The following is a 17173-nucleotide window of genomic DNA, read 5'->3' as shown; positions in this document are numbered from 1 at the left end:
GTCGCCGGTGGCGTGTCCCCTGTGAGTAGGTCCGGGCTGTTCTAGAGTCCTGATTGCCCTGGTAAGGGCGAAGAAGGGACGATAGGGATCATGGCGGGACGCAAACGTCACTCGGCCGAGGACATCGTGCGCAAGCTGCGCCGGGCCGACGAGTTGGCCGCGGAAGGCAAGAACGGCGAGGAGATCGCCGCCGCGCTCGAGGTGTCGGCGGCGACGCTGTACAACTGGCGTCGTCAATACGGCGGCATGGATGCCGATGCGGCGAAGGAGCTCAAGGAACTGCGGGAGCAGAACAGCCGGCTCAAGCGATTGCTCGCAGATGCCGAGTTGGAGAAGGACGCGTTGCGGGAGATCGCGAAGGGAAAATTCTAAGCCCGACCGCCAAACGCGCCGCGATCACCATGCTCACCGACACCCTACAGATGTCGGAGCGGTTCGCGTGCAAGGTCGTTGGGCTCTCCCGATCGGTTTACCGGCGGTTGCCGTTGGCGCAGACACCAGGCGACCCGGACGCCGATCTGCGCGCAGAGTTGCGCAGGTATTCCCGCAAGCATCCGCGGCACGGGTTTCGTCGGGCGTGGGCATGGCTGCGCTACGACCAGGGCATCGAGGTGAACAAGAAGAAGGTGCACCGCCTGTGGAAAGAAGAAGGATTGCAGGTCCGGCGTGCTCCACGCCGCAAACGTGCCGGCCTGTCCTCGGTTCCGGTCGTCGACGCTGATGCTCCGAATGTGGTGTGGGCATTGGACTTCCAGCTCGATTCGACCGTCGACGGCAAGACGGTGAAGATCGCGTCGATGGTCGATGAACATACCCGGATGTCGTTGTTGAACATCGTGGACCGCTCGATCACCGCCGGCCGGTTGATCGAGGGCTTGGAGAAGGCGTTCGCGATGTGGGGTGGGCCGCCGCTGGTGTTGCGCATGGACAATGGGCCTGAGTTCATCTCGGAAGCGCTGCGGGACTTCTGTGCTGGGTCGGTGGGGGTGTCCTACATTCCGCCGGGCACGCCGTGGAACAACGGGTTCATCGAGTCGTTCAACAACCGGTTGCGCGATGAGTGTCTGAACCGCAACTACTGGCCCACTCTGCTCGAGGCCCGGGTGGTGATCGAGGACTTCAAGGACGACCATAATCACCGACACCGTCATTCGGCATTGGGGTACAAGACCCCCGCCGAGTACGCTGCCGGATGCACCCACCGGCACCAACCGGTGGCGTGCGAGATCGACTGATCGACTGCACAGAGGAACCGGCTCTAGAAACGACCGGACCGACTATCGGGGACCTGCCACTGATGCTCCGAATGTGGTGTGGGCATTGGACTTCCAGCTCGATTCGACCGTCGACGGCAAGACGGTGAAGATCGCGTCGATGGTCGATGAACATACCCGGATGTCGTTGTTGAACATCGTGGACCGCTCGATCACCGCCGGCCGGTTGATCGAGGGCTTGGAGAAGGCGTTCGCGATGTGGGGTGGGCCGCCGCTGGTGTTGCGCATGGACAATGGGCCTGAGTTCATCTCGGAAGCGCTGCGGGACTTCTGTGCTGGGTCGGTGGGGGTGTCCTACATTCCGCCGGGCACGCCGTGGAACAACGGGTTCATCGAGTCGTTCAACAACCGGTTGCGCGATGAGTGTCTGAACCGCAACTACTGGCCCACTCTGCTCGAGGCCCGGGTGGTGATCGAGGACTTCAAGGACGACCATAATCACCGACACCGTCATTCGGCATTGGGGTACAAGACCCCCGCCGAGTACGCTGCCGGATGCACCCACCGGCACCAACCGGTGGCGTGCGAGATCGACTGATCGACTGCACAGAGGAACCGGCTCTAGAAACGACCGGACCGACTATCGGGGACCTGCCACCGGAGATGGCGCTGAGTCAGTAACGACAGGAGGTCGTCCACACGATCATATGACAGGGGTCGTAGTGAAGGAGTAGATGCACGATGACCTTGTCCGGTCCGCACCTCGGGGTAATGCCTTCGGTTTGTCGTTCTCAACCTGAGTCCGGTTCCGACACCGCACCTGTCCATACGGCGGCGTCCCAGCGGAGCAGGACGGACGCCGCGGACCCGCGCACAGTTGTATCGAACATCAATCCAGGAGAAGCTGAGTCGAATTCGGATATTCGGCAAGAGTCGGAGTTCGATGCTGCAGGGTTTGTCGAGTTCGCCGAACGTCACCTCGAGTGGCTCGATCGGGTCGACAGTGCCGAAGCCCGAGCGTGGCACGAGGTGAGGTCCCGGGGTGGTCGGATATACACGTGTGTGCCTATGAACCCTGATGCCGAAGTCACCGAGCCGATCTGTATCGACCTTTTCAATGGGGACTTGTTGACATCACCGGCGCGTGAACACATTCAGGTTGCCACTTCTTCGCCGGCGATCAGGAAAACCTACGATCGCTGTGTCGCCACGATCGAGGCCGAACTTCCAGCCTATGACGTGCCTGATGCACTCGGGTTCTCCACGATACTGAACACCTATTTCGGGTACGCCTGTCAGACCGACTTGGTTTCCCTCCTCGCGCGTATCCCACCTGCAGTGCGCCCGAATCCCGCATAAGCACCGGGGTCGACTCGGCCGAGATCAGCCCTTGGACCCGATACTTCTGCGGCAGTCCTACTCACATTGCCGGGCTGCCCTTGTAACCGACGTTCGCAGTCGCGACTACCGAAGTCGACTTGCCGTCGTGAAACTCCTCGAGCGTGGTCACATTGCACGCCATGTACAGGGTGCGGAGATCGTCACCGCCGAATGCACAGGTGACCGACCAGGCCCCATCGATCGCAACCCTGTCGGTGATCTCTCCTCCCTCGACAACTCGGTAGAAGCCACTGTCCGACTTGAGGGTCAACGCGTTGCCGAACCACACACCGCCGTCAGCGTCGAGTGCGATGCCATCCGGGTGAACGGAATCGTCGAGCTGGGCCCAGATTCGCTCGTTGGCCAGGCTTCCGTCTTCCTGGATGTCGAACGCCGTGATGCAGTGCCGCCATGTCTGGGCGGTGAGAAGAACTCTGTCCGGGGTGATCGCCATGCCGTTCGGGAACAGAACTTCACCACCGACGGGGTTGATGGAGCCGTCTGCGGACACATGGACCAAGCGTGTTGTCTTCGGGTCTTCCTCCCCGAGAGCGAAACCGAAGTTTCCGACGTACGCATCACCTTTGCCTGTGACGATCATGTCGTTGCCGATGCCACCGGCGTACTGGCTGAAGTCAGCGTGCACCGACTGTGTACCGTCGGGTCCGATCCGCACGACGGTTCGATCCATCTGTGACACGACGAGGACCGAACCGTCATCCAGGAAGCCCAGTCCCGATGGCGAGCCTTCGACCTCGGCGACGTCGGTGTACGAACCGTCGGCGTTGAACGTCTTCACCGTCTTGCTGAAGAAATCACTGGCCCAGAGCTTGCCATGGTGCCAACGAAGACCTTCGAGGAACTGGTGACCGGTCGAGAAAACGGCCGAGCGGTGCTCTCTCATGATGTTCTCCATCCCGCCGCGAGGGATTCGCGGCGATGGTCATTGCTCGAGGAATGAAGGGTGCTTGTGTCCGGTGTGTCGGGTCCACTCAACGGTGGACTGTGCCTTTGACGCGGTCCGCCGCGAGCTCCCGCAATTTGAACTTCTGGATCTTCCCGCTTGCCGTCCGCGGCAACTCGTCGACGACGATCAGGCTTTCCGGGAGCTTCTGCCGTGCGATGTTGCGTTCGATCAACCAGCCGGTGAGATGCTCGAGCTCGATCTCGACTTCGGGCTCCGGTACAACGATCGCGCAGACTCGTTCTCCGAGGACGGGATCCGGCGATCCGACGACCGCGACGTCGGCAATCATCGGATGGGCGAACAGGTGGTCCTCTACCTCTTTGGCACTGAGATTCTCGCCGCCGCGGATGATGATGTCCTTCTTGCGGCCGACGATCTCGAGGTAGCCCTCGGTGTCGAGACGTCCGAGGTCACCGCTGCGGAACCAACCGTCCGCGGTGAACGCACTGTCGTTGAGTCGGTTGTCGAGATATCCGAGGAACATCTCCGGCCCGCGCAGCAGAATCTCACCGGGAACCCCTGGGGTCACGTCCTGCATGTCGTCGTCGACGATTCGGATCTCCGCAGACTTGATTGCTCGGCCATCTGTCGTTGCTCGTTTGGTCAAGGGATCGTTGCGCTTGCCGGCCGATGCCGTCGGAAACTCCGTCGATCCGTAGACACGCGCAACCAGAGCATCAAGGGTGTCGGTGGCCTCGATGACCAGGTCAGGGGGAACATCGGCGCCACCACAAAGGAAGTTCCTCATCGAGGAGAGGTCATGTGACGAGCCGGACGGGTCGTGGACGATCCCGTGCAGGAACGGAGTCGCAGCGACCGTCGTGGTGCAGCGGTGCTCGTCGATCAGACGCATGCCCGCCTGCGGACTCCAGACATCGAGCAGTGCCACGCCGCTGCGCAGCATCGGTGGTAGCTGGATCCCGTACAGGATTCCGGTGATGTGTCCGACCGGCGATGGCATGAAGATTACATCGGATTCGCTCAGTTCGAGAAGGTCGGCGATGCTGCGGTTCTCGTAGTTGAGAGTGTTGTGGCTGTGCATCGCGCCCTTGGGATCGGATGTGGTTCCCGAGGTGTACAGCAGTAGCACCACATCGTCCGGTGAGCGGTCGACACGGTTCGGCTTTTCCGCGCCTTCGACGAAGGCGTCGTACCGGATGCCGCTGGCTGGGCTCCCCTCACCGACTACTACGACGGTGGGTGGTTCGTCCAGTTCACGAGCGATCTCGCAGGCCATCGCCGCATAGTCGAAGTTCCGGAAGACCGACGGGACAAAGACGATTTTCGAAGCAGACTGTCGCAGAATGAACGCGGTCTCGGTCTGCCGGTAGATCGGGATGATCGGGTTGCTCACAGCACCGATACGTATGGCAGCCAGATGGACCACGCACGCTTCGATCCAGTTCGGTAACTGCCACGAGACGATATCGCCAGGCGCAATGCCATGCGCTTGCATGGCGCTTGCCAACGCGTTCACTGCTGCGTCGAACTCGGCGAAGGTCAACGATCGGGTCGGCTCGGCCAGTGCCATCCGGTCCGGTACCGCGGCGGCTGCGGTCGCCAGATAGTCGTCGATGAAGGCGCCGTCCCAATCCCCGGACGCCACGTAGTCGCGAGTGGGAGCGACATTTCCACCTCGTGGGATCATCAGACCGCCTTCGCCGTGCTTGCGTGTTCTGTGGTCTGCGCCAATGCTGCCGCACCGACCATCTCTTCCAATGTCCGGGTATCGCCGTACCAGGGTCGTAGGGCGAGCGCTCGTTTGTAGAACCAGTGCAGATCGACCTCGGCGGTGAATCCGATTCCGCCGTGCACCTGGATCGCGTCCTGGCAGACCTCGACGGCCACCTTGGAAGCGTGCGCCTTCAGCACAGCTGCGTCGACCGCTGTCGGCGCTCCGCTGTTCACCGTGTCCGCGAGTACGGAATCGCAGAGATTCCGAACCGAGGCGGCATGTACATGCATATCGGCGATGATGTGCTTGATCGCCTGGTAAGATCCGATCGGCCGACCGAATTGCTCACGCTCCTTCGCGTAATCGATCGTGGTGCGTACGCAATGGGCGGCGATTCCACTCAACTCACATGCGACGAGCGTTCTGACCCACGAACGGATCTCTTCGATCAGCCTCGGCGCTGCAGACGCATCAGCGAGCGGCGTGCCTGCGACGCCGTCCAGACCAACCGAGGCGAAAGACGAGAGCGGATCTGCGTTGGCATCGGTCTGGATCATCTCGAGGCCTCCCGCATGGGGATCGACGAGCCATAACTGCTGATCATCCGAAACGACGACCAGCTGCGTAGCATCACCACCGAACCGAACGAGGTGACAGCGTCCGAAGAGTCTGCCGTTGCGGACGGTGATCGATCCGCCGTCCCAGTCTCCGGTGGCGTGCGGATCGACGAGGGCCAACTGTCCGTCACCGCTCATCGCTGCCTTGAACACTGCGCGGGCGGTCTCCGGTGCATCAGCGGCCAGAACAGCAGGAAGTAGCGAGTTCTCCAGCAATGGCCCCGGTACCAGATACCTGCCGTACAGGGTGAACAACGGTCCGAGCGACGCCATCGGAAGCCCCAGCCCGCCGAACACCTCGGGTACAGAGGTAGCGAACACTCCCATCTCGCCGAGAACACCACCGAGCTCGGTGACCCTCCTCTCCGAGAGCACTGCGCGTCGGGTGGCGGAATCGTAACTGCGAGCGAGGAAGTCTTCCAGGCTGTTGGCCAGTTCTGCAGTAGTGGTGTCGTCAGCCACGAGGGAGTCCTAGCAGTCGTTCCGAGATGATATTTCGCTGAATCTGAGAGGTGCCGCCATAGATGGAGGTCGCCCGCGAATAGAGGTGGTCATGTGCCCACCGATCTGATGCCAGCCCCAACGGCCGACTTTCCTCGACGGCCCGGTATGGACCGAGAAGCTCGGCGATCTCCCCGAAAATTATCTGCTCGACCTCGTTGAGCAGAAGCTTGTCGACGGAATCCTCCGGAGTCGGGACCTCTCCCGCAGCGAGTCGCGCGACCGTTTTCTGCGTTTGCGCGCCCAGGACTTTCAATGCAACGTGTGCCTTGCCGATCGCTATGCGTACACGGCGTCCGAGCCCGGTTTCCGGCGCGGGAAGCCCATGATCTCGAAGCGCAGCGACGGCGTCTTCGAACGCGACCTCGTAATCGACTCGCCGGCGCAACGTGTAGGCGGCGCGCTCGATGCCGAGAGTGTGCGTCGCAACAGCCCAACCGCCGTTGAGCTCTCCGACAAGATTCCGCCGCGGAACGCGCACTTCGTCGAAGAAGACCTCACAGAATTCGCGGTCGCCCGTCATCTGCTCCAGTGGCTTCGGCGTGATTCCCGGCGTGGACATATCCACCAGCAGGTAGCTGATTCCGGCGTGCTTGTGTGCCGCAGGGTCGGTACGAACGAGCAGCGCACACCATTGTGCCTTGTGCGCCCAGCTGGTCCATACCTTCTGGCCGGAGATGACGAACTCGTCACCGTCGAGCACGGCCCGGGTGCGCAGCGAGGCAAGGTCCGATCCGGCCCCGGGTTCGGAGAAGCCCTGGCACCAGATGTGCTCACCGGAGAGCAGCTTCGGTAGGAGTTCTTCTCTCTGCCACTGCTGGCCGAACTCGTCGATCGATGGTCCGACGACGTCGAGGCCGATCAGACCGATAGGCATCGGCGCCCGGGCATAGGCCAATTCTTCAGCGAACGCCAGTTGGTGCAGATGGGACAGCCCTTGGCCACCGGCCTCCTTGCTCCAGCTGATGCCCAACCCTCCGGCTTCGAACAGCACTTGCTGCCAGTCGCGCAGAACATCGAATCGCTCGTCGAGATCGAGGGGAACGGTGGGAATGTCCGCGTCGGCCAGCCACGCGCGGACCCCGGACCGATACTCGGCCAGATCCGTCGTCATCTAGGTCACCTGCCCGTGTAGTGGGGAGTACGACGTTCGAGGAAGGCGTTGACTGCTTCCTTGGAGTCCTCGTAACCGGACAGTTCACCGGTGAGCGACTGCTCGTACTCGTAGCCGGACTTGAGGTCCATGTACTCGATGGTGTTCATACTCAGCTTCGCGAAGCGCAGTGCGGCCGGGCTGTGCCGGGCAAGTGAATCGGCGAGAGCCTGGGCACGAGTCATCAGCTCGTCGTTCGAGACGACCTCGACGATCCCACCGAACTTGTAAATGTCTGCGGCCGGCACCATGTCACCGCTCAGATGCATCAAGCGGACCATGCCTTGTGGGACGAGACGCGAGAGATGCTTGGCGCCACCCATAACCCCCACGTTCACTTCAGGCAATGAAAATCGCGCGTTCTCCGCAGCTACGACCAGGTCACACGAGGCTGCAATGCACAGGCCCGTACCGACAGCCGCACCCTGCACCGCTGCCACCGTCGGCTTCGCACTGTCCCGGATCGAGAAAAAGGCCTCGCGTACCTGTTTCATGCGTGCGGGCGAGTTCTCCGGCGACAGGGTCTTGAATTCTTCCAGGTCGTTGCCACCGCAGAAATGCTTGCCGCGGCCTGCGACGACGACGACACGCGCGTCGGGAAGGTACTTGTCGACATTGTCGAAGAACTGCTTCAGTTCGACGTACATGTCCTGGCTGACTGCGTTGGCCGGCGGGCGGTTGAGCCAGACCGTCGCAGTCGCTCCGGACTCCTCGAACTCGATAAACTCGAACGTTTCCATGCTGGTCCATCCTGTTCTGAACACCGTGAGCAAGCCTGCAGCGTCCGACATTAAGTCTATGACTGCTAATCTCTAGTCGGATGCTTGTCTCGTGAGATGAGAGCACATTAGGGACCTTATCCGCATTTTGTCAACGGCTACTAATTTTTCACCCCGCGCGGAGCACAGATGCAGTCTGCGTAGCCGCGCATCTCGCTCCGGATCGGAATGCCCGCTCGTGCACCACCTTTCGTCGACAAGTCGCAATACGCACTACGAAGCCGCAGTGCGGCACAGTAGGCAGCGCGGCAATACATGCAGCCCCCGGCCGGGTCGGCCGCTCCTTGCTCGACCGACCCGCTTCACCACCACAACTTCCCCACACAGCGTCATGCACGTCACAGCACGATGTCAAGGGATACTAACTTCAGGCCCCTGTCCTAGTACCACGCAATGGATCCACATACGTCGACGCAGACATCCCGAGCGGCCGGTAAAGCCCCAGCGGCGCCCAACAATCGTCGAGGACTTCTCCCCTAGCAACGATGATTCGCGAAGAAACTCCCCCCACCGGTGACAACAAGTCATCAAATGCTAAGAAGATCTCCTAAACCGACTCGAACCCCTCTCCTCGATCCCGAGAAGTAGGCCGCTCACCGCTCACGCAACGGCACACGGTCAGCATCGGGGAGAGGCGTGTCCTGAGATCGACGCTGGCGGTCTTTACGCGGCAGCCTGGACGATCCGGTTCTCCGCACGCCCACGAGACCGTCGTCCTCGACCCGTCGAGATTTCGGGCGCCTCGTCGTGAACCAAGAATCACTTGTCGGACGCTGCGAACCGATCAGCTTCCATGCGCTCCGAACGATATTGGGAGGCTATGTAAGGTCTCGATGAGGCCGGTCGGTGGGAGACCAACCCTTGACGCATCCGCGATACGCGGCGGGTGCGAAGAAGTTCGGGGCCGGTCGACGCATTCCACCCGGCACCATTACGGGTCGACTCGGCACACCGTATGCGGGTCTCGGGCCATCCCGGTGGACACCGGTCGCCACCTCGAGATCCCCGAGCCGCCTATGAGCTCAATTAAGTTAGCGATGGTTACCATTAGCGAAACGCTGCACCGTCCATACTTCGAGTCCGAGGCCGGCGGCTCCCCGACCACCGTGACCAACGACCGTGCAGAACACCTACATTCACTACAGTCGCATGGACGCGTCGGGAAGGCGCGGGTACCAGATCATCGCGAACACGAATTAGTGATTCTTGACATATTTTGACGACGGGGGCACCATCGTCCCATTCGGAGAGTGCGCGTTAGCGCTCGATGACATTCGTGAACTCGGGACATCGAAGGGTGCCCGCTGCGGCGTCCGACATCGACTTTGTCCAGAGCTGCGATCGATCAGATGAATCGAACAGCCCGAGGCTTCAGATCCAAGGTGCGAAAGGAATACACAATGGTCTCCCTACTCGAGGACACTCGTCCCGTAACCGAGGAGCTCGACGTGCTGGTAGTCGGCGGCGGGTTCGCCGGCGTCTACGCGCTCGAACGCCTGCGCGCGTTGGGGTTCACGGTGAAGCTGTACGAAGCAGGCTCCGAGGCCGGCGGTGTCTGGCACTGGAATCAGTACCCCGGCGCCCGGGTCGATACCGAGGCCACGGCGTACCAGTTTTCCGACGAGCGCATCTGGAAGGAGTGGGACTGGTCGGAGATGTTCCCCGGTCAGGAGGAACTGCAGGAGTACTTCCGCTTCGTGGTCGACAAGCTCGAACTCGGTCCGGAGATCCACTACAGCACTCGCGTGCTCGCAGCCCGATTCGACACCAGTCGCGATCAGTGGGTTGTCGAGTCCCGCAACGAGAATACCGGTGAGACCTTTCTGACCCGGGCACGGTTCTTCCTTCCGATGCTCGGTACGGGTTCCAAGAAGCTCATCCCGAACATCGCGGGGCGCGACACCTTCGAGGGCGACATCTTCCACACCGCCGAGTGGCCCACGGGCTACGATATGCGCGGCAAGCGCGTCGCGGTGATCGGCACCGGCGCCAGCGGTGTACAGGTCATCCAATCGATCGCCCCTCAGGTGGAGTCGATGACGGTCTTCCAACGCACGCCGTCGATGACGCTACCGATGTATTCGGCCAAGCTCGATCATGCCGCGAACGAGGAGCTACGCAAGAGCTACCCGAAGTTCTTCGAGTTCCGCAACCAGACGTTCGGTGGTCTCGCCTACGACCTGGTCTACAAACCGACAGCCGAGATGACCGACGAGGAGTTCACCGAAGGACTCGAGAAGCTGTACGCCGAAGGAGGCCTACAGATCTGGCTGGGCGGTTACGCCGATCTGTTCTTCGACGTCGAGGTCAGTAACCGAATCTACCGTTTCTGGCGCGACAAGACCCGCGGCCGGATCAAGGATCCCGTCCTCGCCGAGAAGTTGGTTCCGACCGAGCCTCCGTATCCCTTCGGCTCCAAGCGATGCCCGCTGGAATACACCTACTACGAAGCCTTCAACCAAGACAACGTCGAACTCGTGGACGTCAACGACAACCGCATCGATCACATCTACGAGAACGGCATCGTCACCGCTGATGGTGTCGAGCGCGAATTCGACGTCATCGTCCTGGCGACCGGATTCGACTCGTTCACCGGTGGCCTCTGCGACATCGACATCGTAGGCACGAACGGTGAGACCTTCGGCGAGACCTACGCGAACGGTGTTCACACCCTCCTCGGTCGTGCCACCTCGGGTTTTCCGAACATCCTCTTCGTCTACGGACCGCAGAGCCCGTCGGCCTTCTGCAACGGACCGACCTGTGCAGAGCTCGAAGGAGACTGGGTGATCGACTGCCTGGTCAGTATGCGTGAGCGGGGCCTGACCCGGATCGAAGCGACGCCGGAGGGCGAGAAGGAGTGGCAGCAGCACTTCGAGGAAGTCACCGCCGCCACGATCTTCCCGCTCGCGGACTCCTGGTACATGAATGCCAATGTGCCCGGGAAGAAGCGTGAACTGCTGGCCTACCCCGGTGGTCTGGCCCAGTACCTGAAGAAGAACCAGGAGTCGGCAGAAAACGATTACGCCGGCTTCGTCCGCACCTGAACACAGTGATGTGACGGCACGGGTGCTGGGGTCGGACAACCCCAGCACCCGTGCCGTCACTGTTGAAGTAGATGGATGCGCCGCTCCACTGTGTGAGCTCGACGTTCGAGCCCGAGGTCACCGAATACTCGCTCACGGCGATGAACACTGCGCTCGAGCAGTTTTCGGAACCTCGGCAGGTCCTTCGATCCGAACGACACGGTCGGGACCTGGCCGGCATCCGCCCGACGTCGACTACGCCCTCAGGTCCGAACGCACCAATATGGACGACGTCGACGCCGATCTGTCACGTACGGCCCACCAGGCGGTCGTCTCCAACTCCGGTGCTCCGACCGGTCGAGAGCGGGAGAAGGGTCCGGTTCGAAAACCGACCTACAGATCGGAAGGCAGAGGCGTGCCTGACCCACGCGTCCCAGCACGCCGGTCGACATCAGTCTGCAAACAGGGCATGCACTACCCGATCGAGCTCGGATTCGAAGTCCGGGGAGCGGAGGAAATGGGGAATCCGAACCAAGTCGTGCACCACGGTGACCGCGATGCTCACGAGCGACTGCGCGGCCGCCGGGTCGACATCCGGCCGGACCGAGGAGTACCACCGGCGCAGCTCGGAGACAAAATCGTCATTGATCCGCTCGAAGCGCTCACGATCCTCGTCTGGAAGGTAATGCCCTTCGGTCAGTGCCACGGCGAGGAGATCCACGGCCTCGATTCCGAGACGCACGTACCCGGAAATCAACGCGGACAACACTTCGGCCGGATCAATGGAGGTGCGCAGCGCTCGAACGACCTCCAATGCTCGCCACTCGGCGAATCGCTCCATCAATGCGACGAGGATGCTCGACTTGGTCTTGAAATACCGGTAGATCGCCGGACCGGCGAACCCGACATCCGCTCCGATATCGTCGATGCTGACGCCGGCATATCCACTGCGACGAAAGGCTGCCGCCGCGGCCGCAAGCAACTGCTCGCGCCGCGCCATCGGCACGTTCTCGACAGTCGGCGTCTGCCGGCGACGCACAGGCTCGACTGTCGGCGCAGCGATGATCCGTTCGCATGCCGTTGCCATCACGGTAGCGAGACGAGACCGCGAAAGCGCGCTGTCGTAGAACGCCGGGCTGGTCAAGACGCTGACAACCGCCCAACTGCGAACATCGGTTGCGAACGCGCCGAGGCCGGGGTGGCACGGACGGATCAGTCGACCGGCAACGTTGTCCGAGATCCACACTGCCCTGCTTCGTACGGTTCGGAAATCATCCTCGTCGAGATGGCGTGCTTCACGCTGCCACAGCACCGACAGCCGGCGACTTTCGATACCGACACGCGCCAGGTAGTCGAGATGCCGGGCCAGCTCCTCATCCGACTCGACCTCTGAGATCGAATCCAGAGCGTCGATCCAACGCTGTTGATCCTCATCGATGATGCGGGCGAGGAGTTCCTGCTTGTTCTTGTAGTGCCGATACACCGCACGCGCGGTGACTCCACTCGCCTCGGCGATATGGTCTACGCGAACGGCGTGAAAGCCCCTGAGTGCGAACAGCTCACGTGCATTGTTCGCAATCTGCACATTGCGGTCCTTCGGCCGACGTGACGTCGGTGCAACTCGGGCTTCAGCCCCCATGGGTCTCTCCGTTCATGACGGGCTCAGCTCCGGACCTCGCCTCCGGTAGACACGTCGCGTCGCTGTTGAGCATGTCGGTCCAACTACGCCCCAGCCAGGGCGCTCCCCCGTCGGGTCGTGCGAGACTGCTACGTCGCTCCGGTTGAACGAGCACAGACCTCCTCCAATCTTCCGGAGACACTTCGCAGCCACACACCGACCACGACAAGTTGTTACCTCAGGTTACCTAATTTGCGCCTGCGACCCGACATGAACCACCCGCAAGCACATATCATGCAGGTTGTTTATCTCAGATGAGAGGTCAAACCACCATCTGGTGACGACCACTGACAGTTATGGACCATTGACTTACTATCCTATCGGTCGATAGGATCGGCCGAATGGACGTCCGAAGACCGAAGGCTGAAAAGTGAAGAGCTGCTCGGCATTCCCACACCGTCATGGTCTGTCCGTTCCCGAGACAGACAAGATGCCGGAGGCGTCCTTCCACCGCCACAGCCATCCGAGCGACACGCGAATCAGCGTGAATCACCGCCCTGACCCGGCGCCCTCAGATCCGGATTCTCGCTGACGATGTCGAGAAGAACCTCGATGACGGCCTGCACCCGTGCCAGGCGAGCCAGTTCTCGCGGAACAACCAACCAATAGGTTCTCTCGGCCACGAACTTGTCCGGGAGTACGGGCACGAGATCGGGATCGGCATTACCGATGTAGGTCGGGAGCGGCGCGATACCCACCCCGTACCTGACAGCCTGATAGTGGCCGGTGATGTTGTTCGTCTGGACATGCGCGCGATCTTTGGGCAGGAGACGCTCGAGTCGACGTAACGGCTCGACGTCCAAGATGGCGTTCACGTACCACACCAACGTGTGGTCCTCGAGGTCGTCGAGGGCCTCGATGGCACTGTGCGAGTCGAGGTAGCGACGTGATGCATAAAGACGCAGGTCGTAGTTGGCCAGCTTGCTGACAGACACCGATCGTGGTGACGGCCGTTCGAGAGTGACTGCGAGGTCGAAGTCGCGACCGGTCACCAGATCGTGTGTGGTCGACGTACGCAACTCGGTGAACAGGTCAGGGTGTCTGTCGCGCACCATGCCCAGTCCCGGAACCAACACATAGGCGCCGAAACCGTCCGGGGTGAGAATCCGGACAGTGCCGTGAAGACTGCCGGATCCAGCGGACGATGTCGCGTCGAGTGCAGCCAACAGAGTCGATTCGACCGCTTCTGCGTACGGCACCAGACGCCGGCCGGCCTCGGTCAGTTGCCATCCCGACGATCCCCGGTCGAACAGTCGCGCTCCCATGTCTTTCTCGAGTCTGGTGATCCTGCGCGACACCGTGGTCTGATCGACGTCCAGACGTTTGGCCGCGTCCACGATCCGCCCGGTCCGTGACAACTCCAGCAGAAAACGCATGTTATCGGCGGTGAACATCCCACTCCCTCGCTGCTGCAAAATTGCAGTTCTCACTGCGAAGATACTCGTTGACCGCGGCACATATGCACCGACAGACTCGAGAAAACCACAGAGTCACAGGAGCACATAACCATGACCGTCATCCCACACTGGTTGGACAACAAGCCCTTCACCGGCACCAACGGCACATCGGCCCCGGTCACCAACCCCGCCACCGGCGCAGTGACTGCAGAAGTTGCACTTGCGAGCACAGACGACGCCCGCACGGTGATCGAGGCAGCCGCGGCGGCGTTCCCCGCATGGCGAGATACCTCGATCGCCAAGCGCACACAGATTCTGTTCGCATTCCGTGAACTGCTCAACGCCCGCAAGCAGGAATTGGCTGCGATCATCACCTCCGAGCACGGCAAGGTGCTCTCCGACGCGCTCGGTGAGGTCTCCCGCGGCCAGGAGGTCGTCGAATTTGCCTGCGGCATCGCCCACCTTCTCAAGGGTGGGATGACCGAGAACGCGTCGACCAAGGTCGACATGGCGTCGATCCGCCAGCCCATCGGGCCGGTCGGCATCATCTCCCCGTTCAACTTTCCCGCCATGGTTCCGATGTGGTTCTTCCCCATCGCGATTGCCGCCGGGAACACCGTGGTCCTCAAGCCGTCGGAAAAGGTTCCCACGGCAGCGCTGTGGATCGCCGAACTGTGGTCCGAGGCGGGTCTGCCTGCCGGCGTGTTCAACGTCCTGCAGGGTGACAAGACAGCCGTCGACGAACTACTCACCAATCCGGCGATCAAGGCCATCTCCTTCGTCGGGTCGACCCCCATCGCGAAGTACGTCTACGAAACCGCAACCGCCCACAGCAAGCGCGTCCAGGCACTCGGCGGCGCGAAGAACCACGCCGTTGTTCTGCCGGACGCCGACCTCGATCTGGCCGCCGACGCGATGGTGAACGCGGGCTTCGGCTCCGCCGGTGAGCGCTGCATGGCGATCTCCGCACTGGTCGCGGTCGGGGACATCGCCGATGAGCTGGTTGCAAAGATCAAGGATCGCACCCTGAGCCTGAAAACCGGCGACGGCACAAAGGACTCGGATATGGGTCCATTGGTGAGCAAAGCACATCGTGACAAAGTGTCTTCCTATATCGACGCCGGCGAAGCTGCCGGCGCCACCGTCGTAGTCGACGGCCGGGCCGTGCAGGCCGATGGCGGAAGCGACGGATTCTGGCTCGGACCGACCCTTCTGGATCACGTCACCACCGATATGAGCGTCTACACCGACGAGATCTTCGGCCCCGTCCTGTCCGTCGTACGGGTCGAGACCTATGACGAAGCCCTCGAATTGATCAACTCGAACCCCTACGGCAACGGCACCGCCATCTTCACCAACGACGGCGGCGCAGCCCGCCGCTTCCAGAACGAAGTCGAGGTCGGTATGGTCGGCGTCAACGTCCCCATCCCCGTCCCCACCGCGTACTACAGCTTCGGCGGCTGGAAGAACTCCCTCTTCGGTGACACACACGCCCACGGCACCGAAGGTGTGCACTTCTTCACCCGCGGCAAGGTCGTCACCACCCGCTGGCTCGACCCCAACCACGGCGGCATCAACCTCGGCTTCCCTCAGAACGACTAAGGACGGCACCATGAGTATCCAGATCGCCTTCCCACGGTTCCTGCGAATCGGCGGGGGCACCGTCGACGACATCGGGGACGTGATCCGTCAACTCGGATTGCAGCGCCCGGTAGTGGTGACCGACAAGTTCCTCACCTCGACAGGCACGTCCGAACGGATCTTGACTCTCCTGCGCGAAGCACGCATCACACCAGCCCTGTTCGACGACACCGTTCCCGACCCCACCACCGACTCCCTCGAAACAGGGCTCGCCCTGCTCGCCGATCACAACGCCGACTCGGTGATCGGCTTCGGTGGTGGCAGCCCGATGGATACTGCGAAGGCGCTGGCCGTCCTCGGGGTCCGCGGGGGCCGGATGCGGGACTACAAGGTCCCGCACGTCTACACCGGACCAGCGCTTCCCGTCGTCGCGATCCCGACCACCGCCGGCAGCGGCTCGGAGGCTACGCAGTTCACCATCATCAGCGACAGCGTCACGGACGAGAAGATGCTCTGTCCAGGCCTGTCCTTCCTGCCCATCGCAGCAATCGTGGACTTCGAACTGACAATGTCCATGCCCCCTCGCCTGACTGCCGATACCGGAGTCGATGCACTTACCCATGCGATCGAGGCGTATGTGAGCCGAAAAGCCAACCCTGTCTCCGACGGCCTCGCACTCGCAGCCATGCGCACCATCGGCCAGAATCTGCGCGCCGCGTATGAAGACGGCGAGAACAAGCAGGCACGAGAAGCCATGATGCTCGCCGCTACCCAGGCCGGCATGGCGTTCTCGAACGCGAGCGTGGCCCTCGTTCACGGAATGAGCCGACCCATCGGCGCGCACTTCCATGTCGCGCACGGGCTGTCCAACGCCATGCTGCTCCCGGCGATCACCGCATTCTCCGTCAAAGGCGCCGAGTCACGATACGCAGACTGCGCCAGGGTCCTCGGTGTGGCCACCGAAGCCACCGGTGACGGTATCGCCGCGCAGTCCCTCGTCGACTCCCTGGCCGAACTATGTCATGACCTGGCTGTTCCCACTCCCCGCGACCACGGTATCGACCGAGCTCGCTGGAACGATCTGATCCCACTGATGGCGCAACAGGCGCTCGATTCGGGTTCGCCGGGCAACAACCCGGTTGTGCCCACTGTCGACGAAATCGCCGAACTGTACGTCGAGGTCTACGACTAGCGTGGATGCGATCCGC

The 17173-nt window shown here is 61.8% G+C and carries 13 protein-coding genes; 6 read left to right on the top strand and 7 right to left on the bottom strand.

Features of this window, described 5'->3' with window-relative positions:
- The first annotated feature begins 90 nt into the window (after positions 1–90).
- The 3 genes from C6Y44_RS25770 (at position 91) to C6Y44_RS25760 (ending at position 2573) form a co-directional block, all read left to right on the top strand.
- Positions 91–1235, top strand: a protein-coding gene (locus tag C6Y44_RS25770; RefSeq protein ID WP_225623883.1) for an IS3 family transposase whose coding sequence is annotated in 2 segments (ribosomal slippage) — positions 91–355 and positions 355–1235 — 1146 coding nt in all. Because the reading frame shifts where the segments join, the coding sequence is not laid out codon by codon here.
- Positions 1236–1308: 73 nt separating this feature from the next.
- Complete coding sequence (locus C6Y44_RS25765; RefSeq protein WP_192379061.1) at positions 1309–1812, top strand: integrase core domain-containing protein; 504 nt, start codon at positions 1309–1311, stop codon at positions 1810–1812.
- A gap of 470 nt (positions 1813–2282) precedes the next feature.
- Positions 2283–2573 (top strand): hypothetical protein, encoded by a 291-nt coding sequence (locus C6Y44_RS25760; RefSeq protein WP_159419448.1) that lies wholly within the window; start codon positions 2283–2285, stop codon positions 2571–2573.
- A 61-nt stretch (positions 2574–2634) separates the two neighbouring features.
- Here C6Y44_RS25760 and C6Y44_RS25755 read toward each other — a convergent pair whose 3' ends face one another.
- The 5 genes from C6Y44_RS25755 to C6Y44_RS25735 all read right to left on the bottom strand — a co-directional run bounded on the left by C6Y44_RS25755 (position 2635) and on the right by C6Y44_RS25735 (position 8247).
- Positions 2635–3498: an SMP-30/gluconolactonase/LRE family protein gene (locus C6Y44_RS25755; RefSeq protein WP_192379059.1), complete on the bottom strand. Its 864-nt coding sequence runs from the start codon at positions 3496–3498 to the stop codon at positions 2635–2637.
- An 88-nt stretch (positions 3499–3586) separates the two neighbouring features.
- Positions 3587–5209: an AMP-binding protein gene (locus C6Y44_RS25750; RefSeq protein WP_088899481.1), complete on the bottom strand. Its 1623-nt coding sequence runs from the start codon at positions 5207–5209 to the stop codon at positions 3587–3589.
- Positions 5209–6315: an acyl-CoA dehydrogenase family protein gene (locus C6Y44_RS25745; RefSeq protein ID WP_088899480.1), complete on the bottom strand. Its 1107-nt coding sequence runs from the start codon at positions 6313–6315 to the stop codon at positions 5209–5211. Before C6Y44_RS25745 ends, C6Y44_RS25750 begins: the two co-directional genes overlap by 1 nt.
- Positions 6308–7468: an acyl-CoA dehydrogenase family protein gene (locus tag C6Y44_RS25740; RefSeq protein ID WP_088899479.1), complete on the bottom strand. Its 1161-nt coding sequence runs from the start codon at positions 7466–7468 to the stop codon at positions 6308–6310. Before C6Y44_RS25740 ends, C6Y44_RS25745 begins: the two co-directional genes overlap by 8 nt.
- A gap of 5 nt (positions 7469–7473) precedes the next feature.
- The gene (locus tag C6Y44_RS25735) at positions 7474–8247 is read right to left on the bottom strand and encodes an enoyl-CoA hydratase-related protein (RefSeq protein WP_088899478.1); all 774 of its coding nucleotides are present in this window, start codon (positions 8245–8247) and stop codon (positions 7474–7476) included.
- Positions 8248–9686: 1439 nt separating this feature from the next.
- On the opposite strand from C6Y44_RS25735, the gene C6Y44_RS25730 reads away from it, so the two are divergent.
- Complete coding sequence (locus C6Y44_RS25730) at positions 9687–11330, top strand: flavin-containing monooxygenase (RefSeq protein ID WP_039585267.1); 1644 nt, start codon at positions 9687–9689, stop codon at positions 11328–11330.
- A gap of 430 nt (positions 11331–11760) precedes the next feature.
- Here C6Y44_RS25730 and C6Y44_RS25725 read toward each other — a convergent pair whose 3' ends face one another.
- On the bottom strand, positions 11761–12948 hold the full coding sequence (locus tag C6Y44_RS25725; protein WP_081263483.1) for a TetR/AcrR family transcriptional regulator: 1188 nt from the start codon (positions 12946–12948) through the stop codon (positions 11761–11763).
- 518 nt (positions 12949–13466) lie between these two features.
- Positions 13467–14381 carry a LysR family transcriptional regulator gene (locus C6Y44_RS25720; RefSeq protein WP_088899477.1) on the bottom strand — a complete coding sequence of 305 codons (915 nt, stop codon included), beginning with the start codon at positions 14379–14381 and terminating at the stop codon, positions 13467–13469.
- 114 nt (positions 14382–14495) lie between these two features.
- Between C6Y44_RS25720 and C6Y44_RS25715 the strand changes: the two genes are divergently transcribed.
- Positions 14496–15986 (top strand): CoA-acylating methylmalonate-semialdehyde dehydrogenase, encoded by a 1491-nt coding sequence (locus C6Y44_RS25715; RefSeq protein WP_088899476.1) that lies wholly within the window; start codon positions 14496–14498, stop codon positions 15984–15986.
- A gap of 10 nt (positions 15987–15996) precedes the next feature.
- Entirely contained in the window at positions 15997–17157 is a 1161-nt protein-coding gene (locus C6Y44_RS25710; RefSeq protein WP_088899475.1) for an iron-containing alcohol dehydrogenase, read from the top strand.
- Positions 17158–17173: the final 16 nt, after the last annotated feature.

This window comes from Rhodococcus rhodochrous (genome assembly GCF_014854695.1).
Classification (GTDB): domain Bacteria; phylum Actinomycetota; class Actinomycetes; order Mycobacteriales; family Mycobacteriaceae; genus Rhodococcus.
Note: the sequence above shows the minus strand (reverse complement) of the source record. Positions and strands in the feature narration are given on the sequence as shown.

Excerpts from the sequence above, each read along its gene's own strand:
- C6Y44_RS25755 (WP_192379059.1), bottom strand. The coding sequence starts at position 3,498 with ATGAGAGAGCACCGCTCGGCCGTTTTCTCGACCGGTCACCAGTTCCTC.
- C6Y44_RS25740 (WP_088899479.1), bottom strand. The coding sequence starts at position 7,468 with ATGACGACGGATCTGGCCGAGTATCGGTCCGGGGTCCGCGCGTGGCTG.
- C6Y44_RS25760 (WP_159419448.1), top strand. The coding sequence starts at position 2,283 with ATGAACCCTGATGCCGAAGTCACCGAGCCGATCTGTATCGACCTTTTC.
- C6Y44_RS25735 (WP_088899478.1), bottom strand. The coding sequence starts at position 8,247 with ATGGAAACGTTCGAGTTTATCGAGTTCGAGGAGTCCGGAGCGACTGCG.
- C6Y44_RS25750 (WP_088899481.1), bottom strand. The coding sequence starts at position 5,209 with ATGATCCCACGAGGTGGAAATGTCGCTCCCACTCGCGACTACGTGGCG.
- C6Y44_RS25710 (WP_088899475.1), top strand. The coding sequence starts at position 15,997 with ATGAGTATCCAGATCGCCTTCCCACGGTTCCTGCGAATCGGCGGGGGC.
- C6Y44_RS25725 (WP_081263483.1), bottom strand. The coding sequence starts at position 12,948 with ATGGGGGCTGAAGCCCGAGTTGCACCGACGTCACGTCGGCCGAAGGAC.
- C6Y44_RS25715 (WP_088899476.1), top strand. The coding sequence starts at position 14,496 with ATGACCGTCATCCCACACTGGTTGGACAACAAGCCCTTCACCGGCACC.
- C6Y44_RS25730 (WP_039585267.1), top strand. The coding sequence starts at position 9,687 with ATGGTCTCCCTACTCGAGGACACTCGTCCCGTAACCGAGGAGCTCGAC.
- C6Y44_RS25720 (WP_088899477.1), bottom strand. The coding sequence starts at position 14,381 with ATGTTCACCGCCGATAACATGCGTTTTCTGCTGGAGTTGTCACGGACC.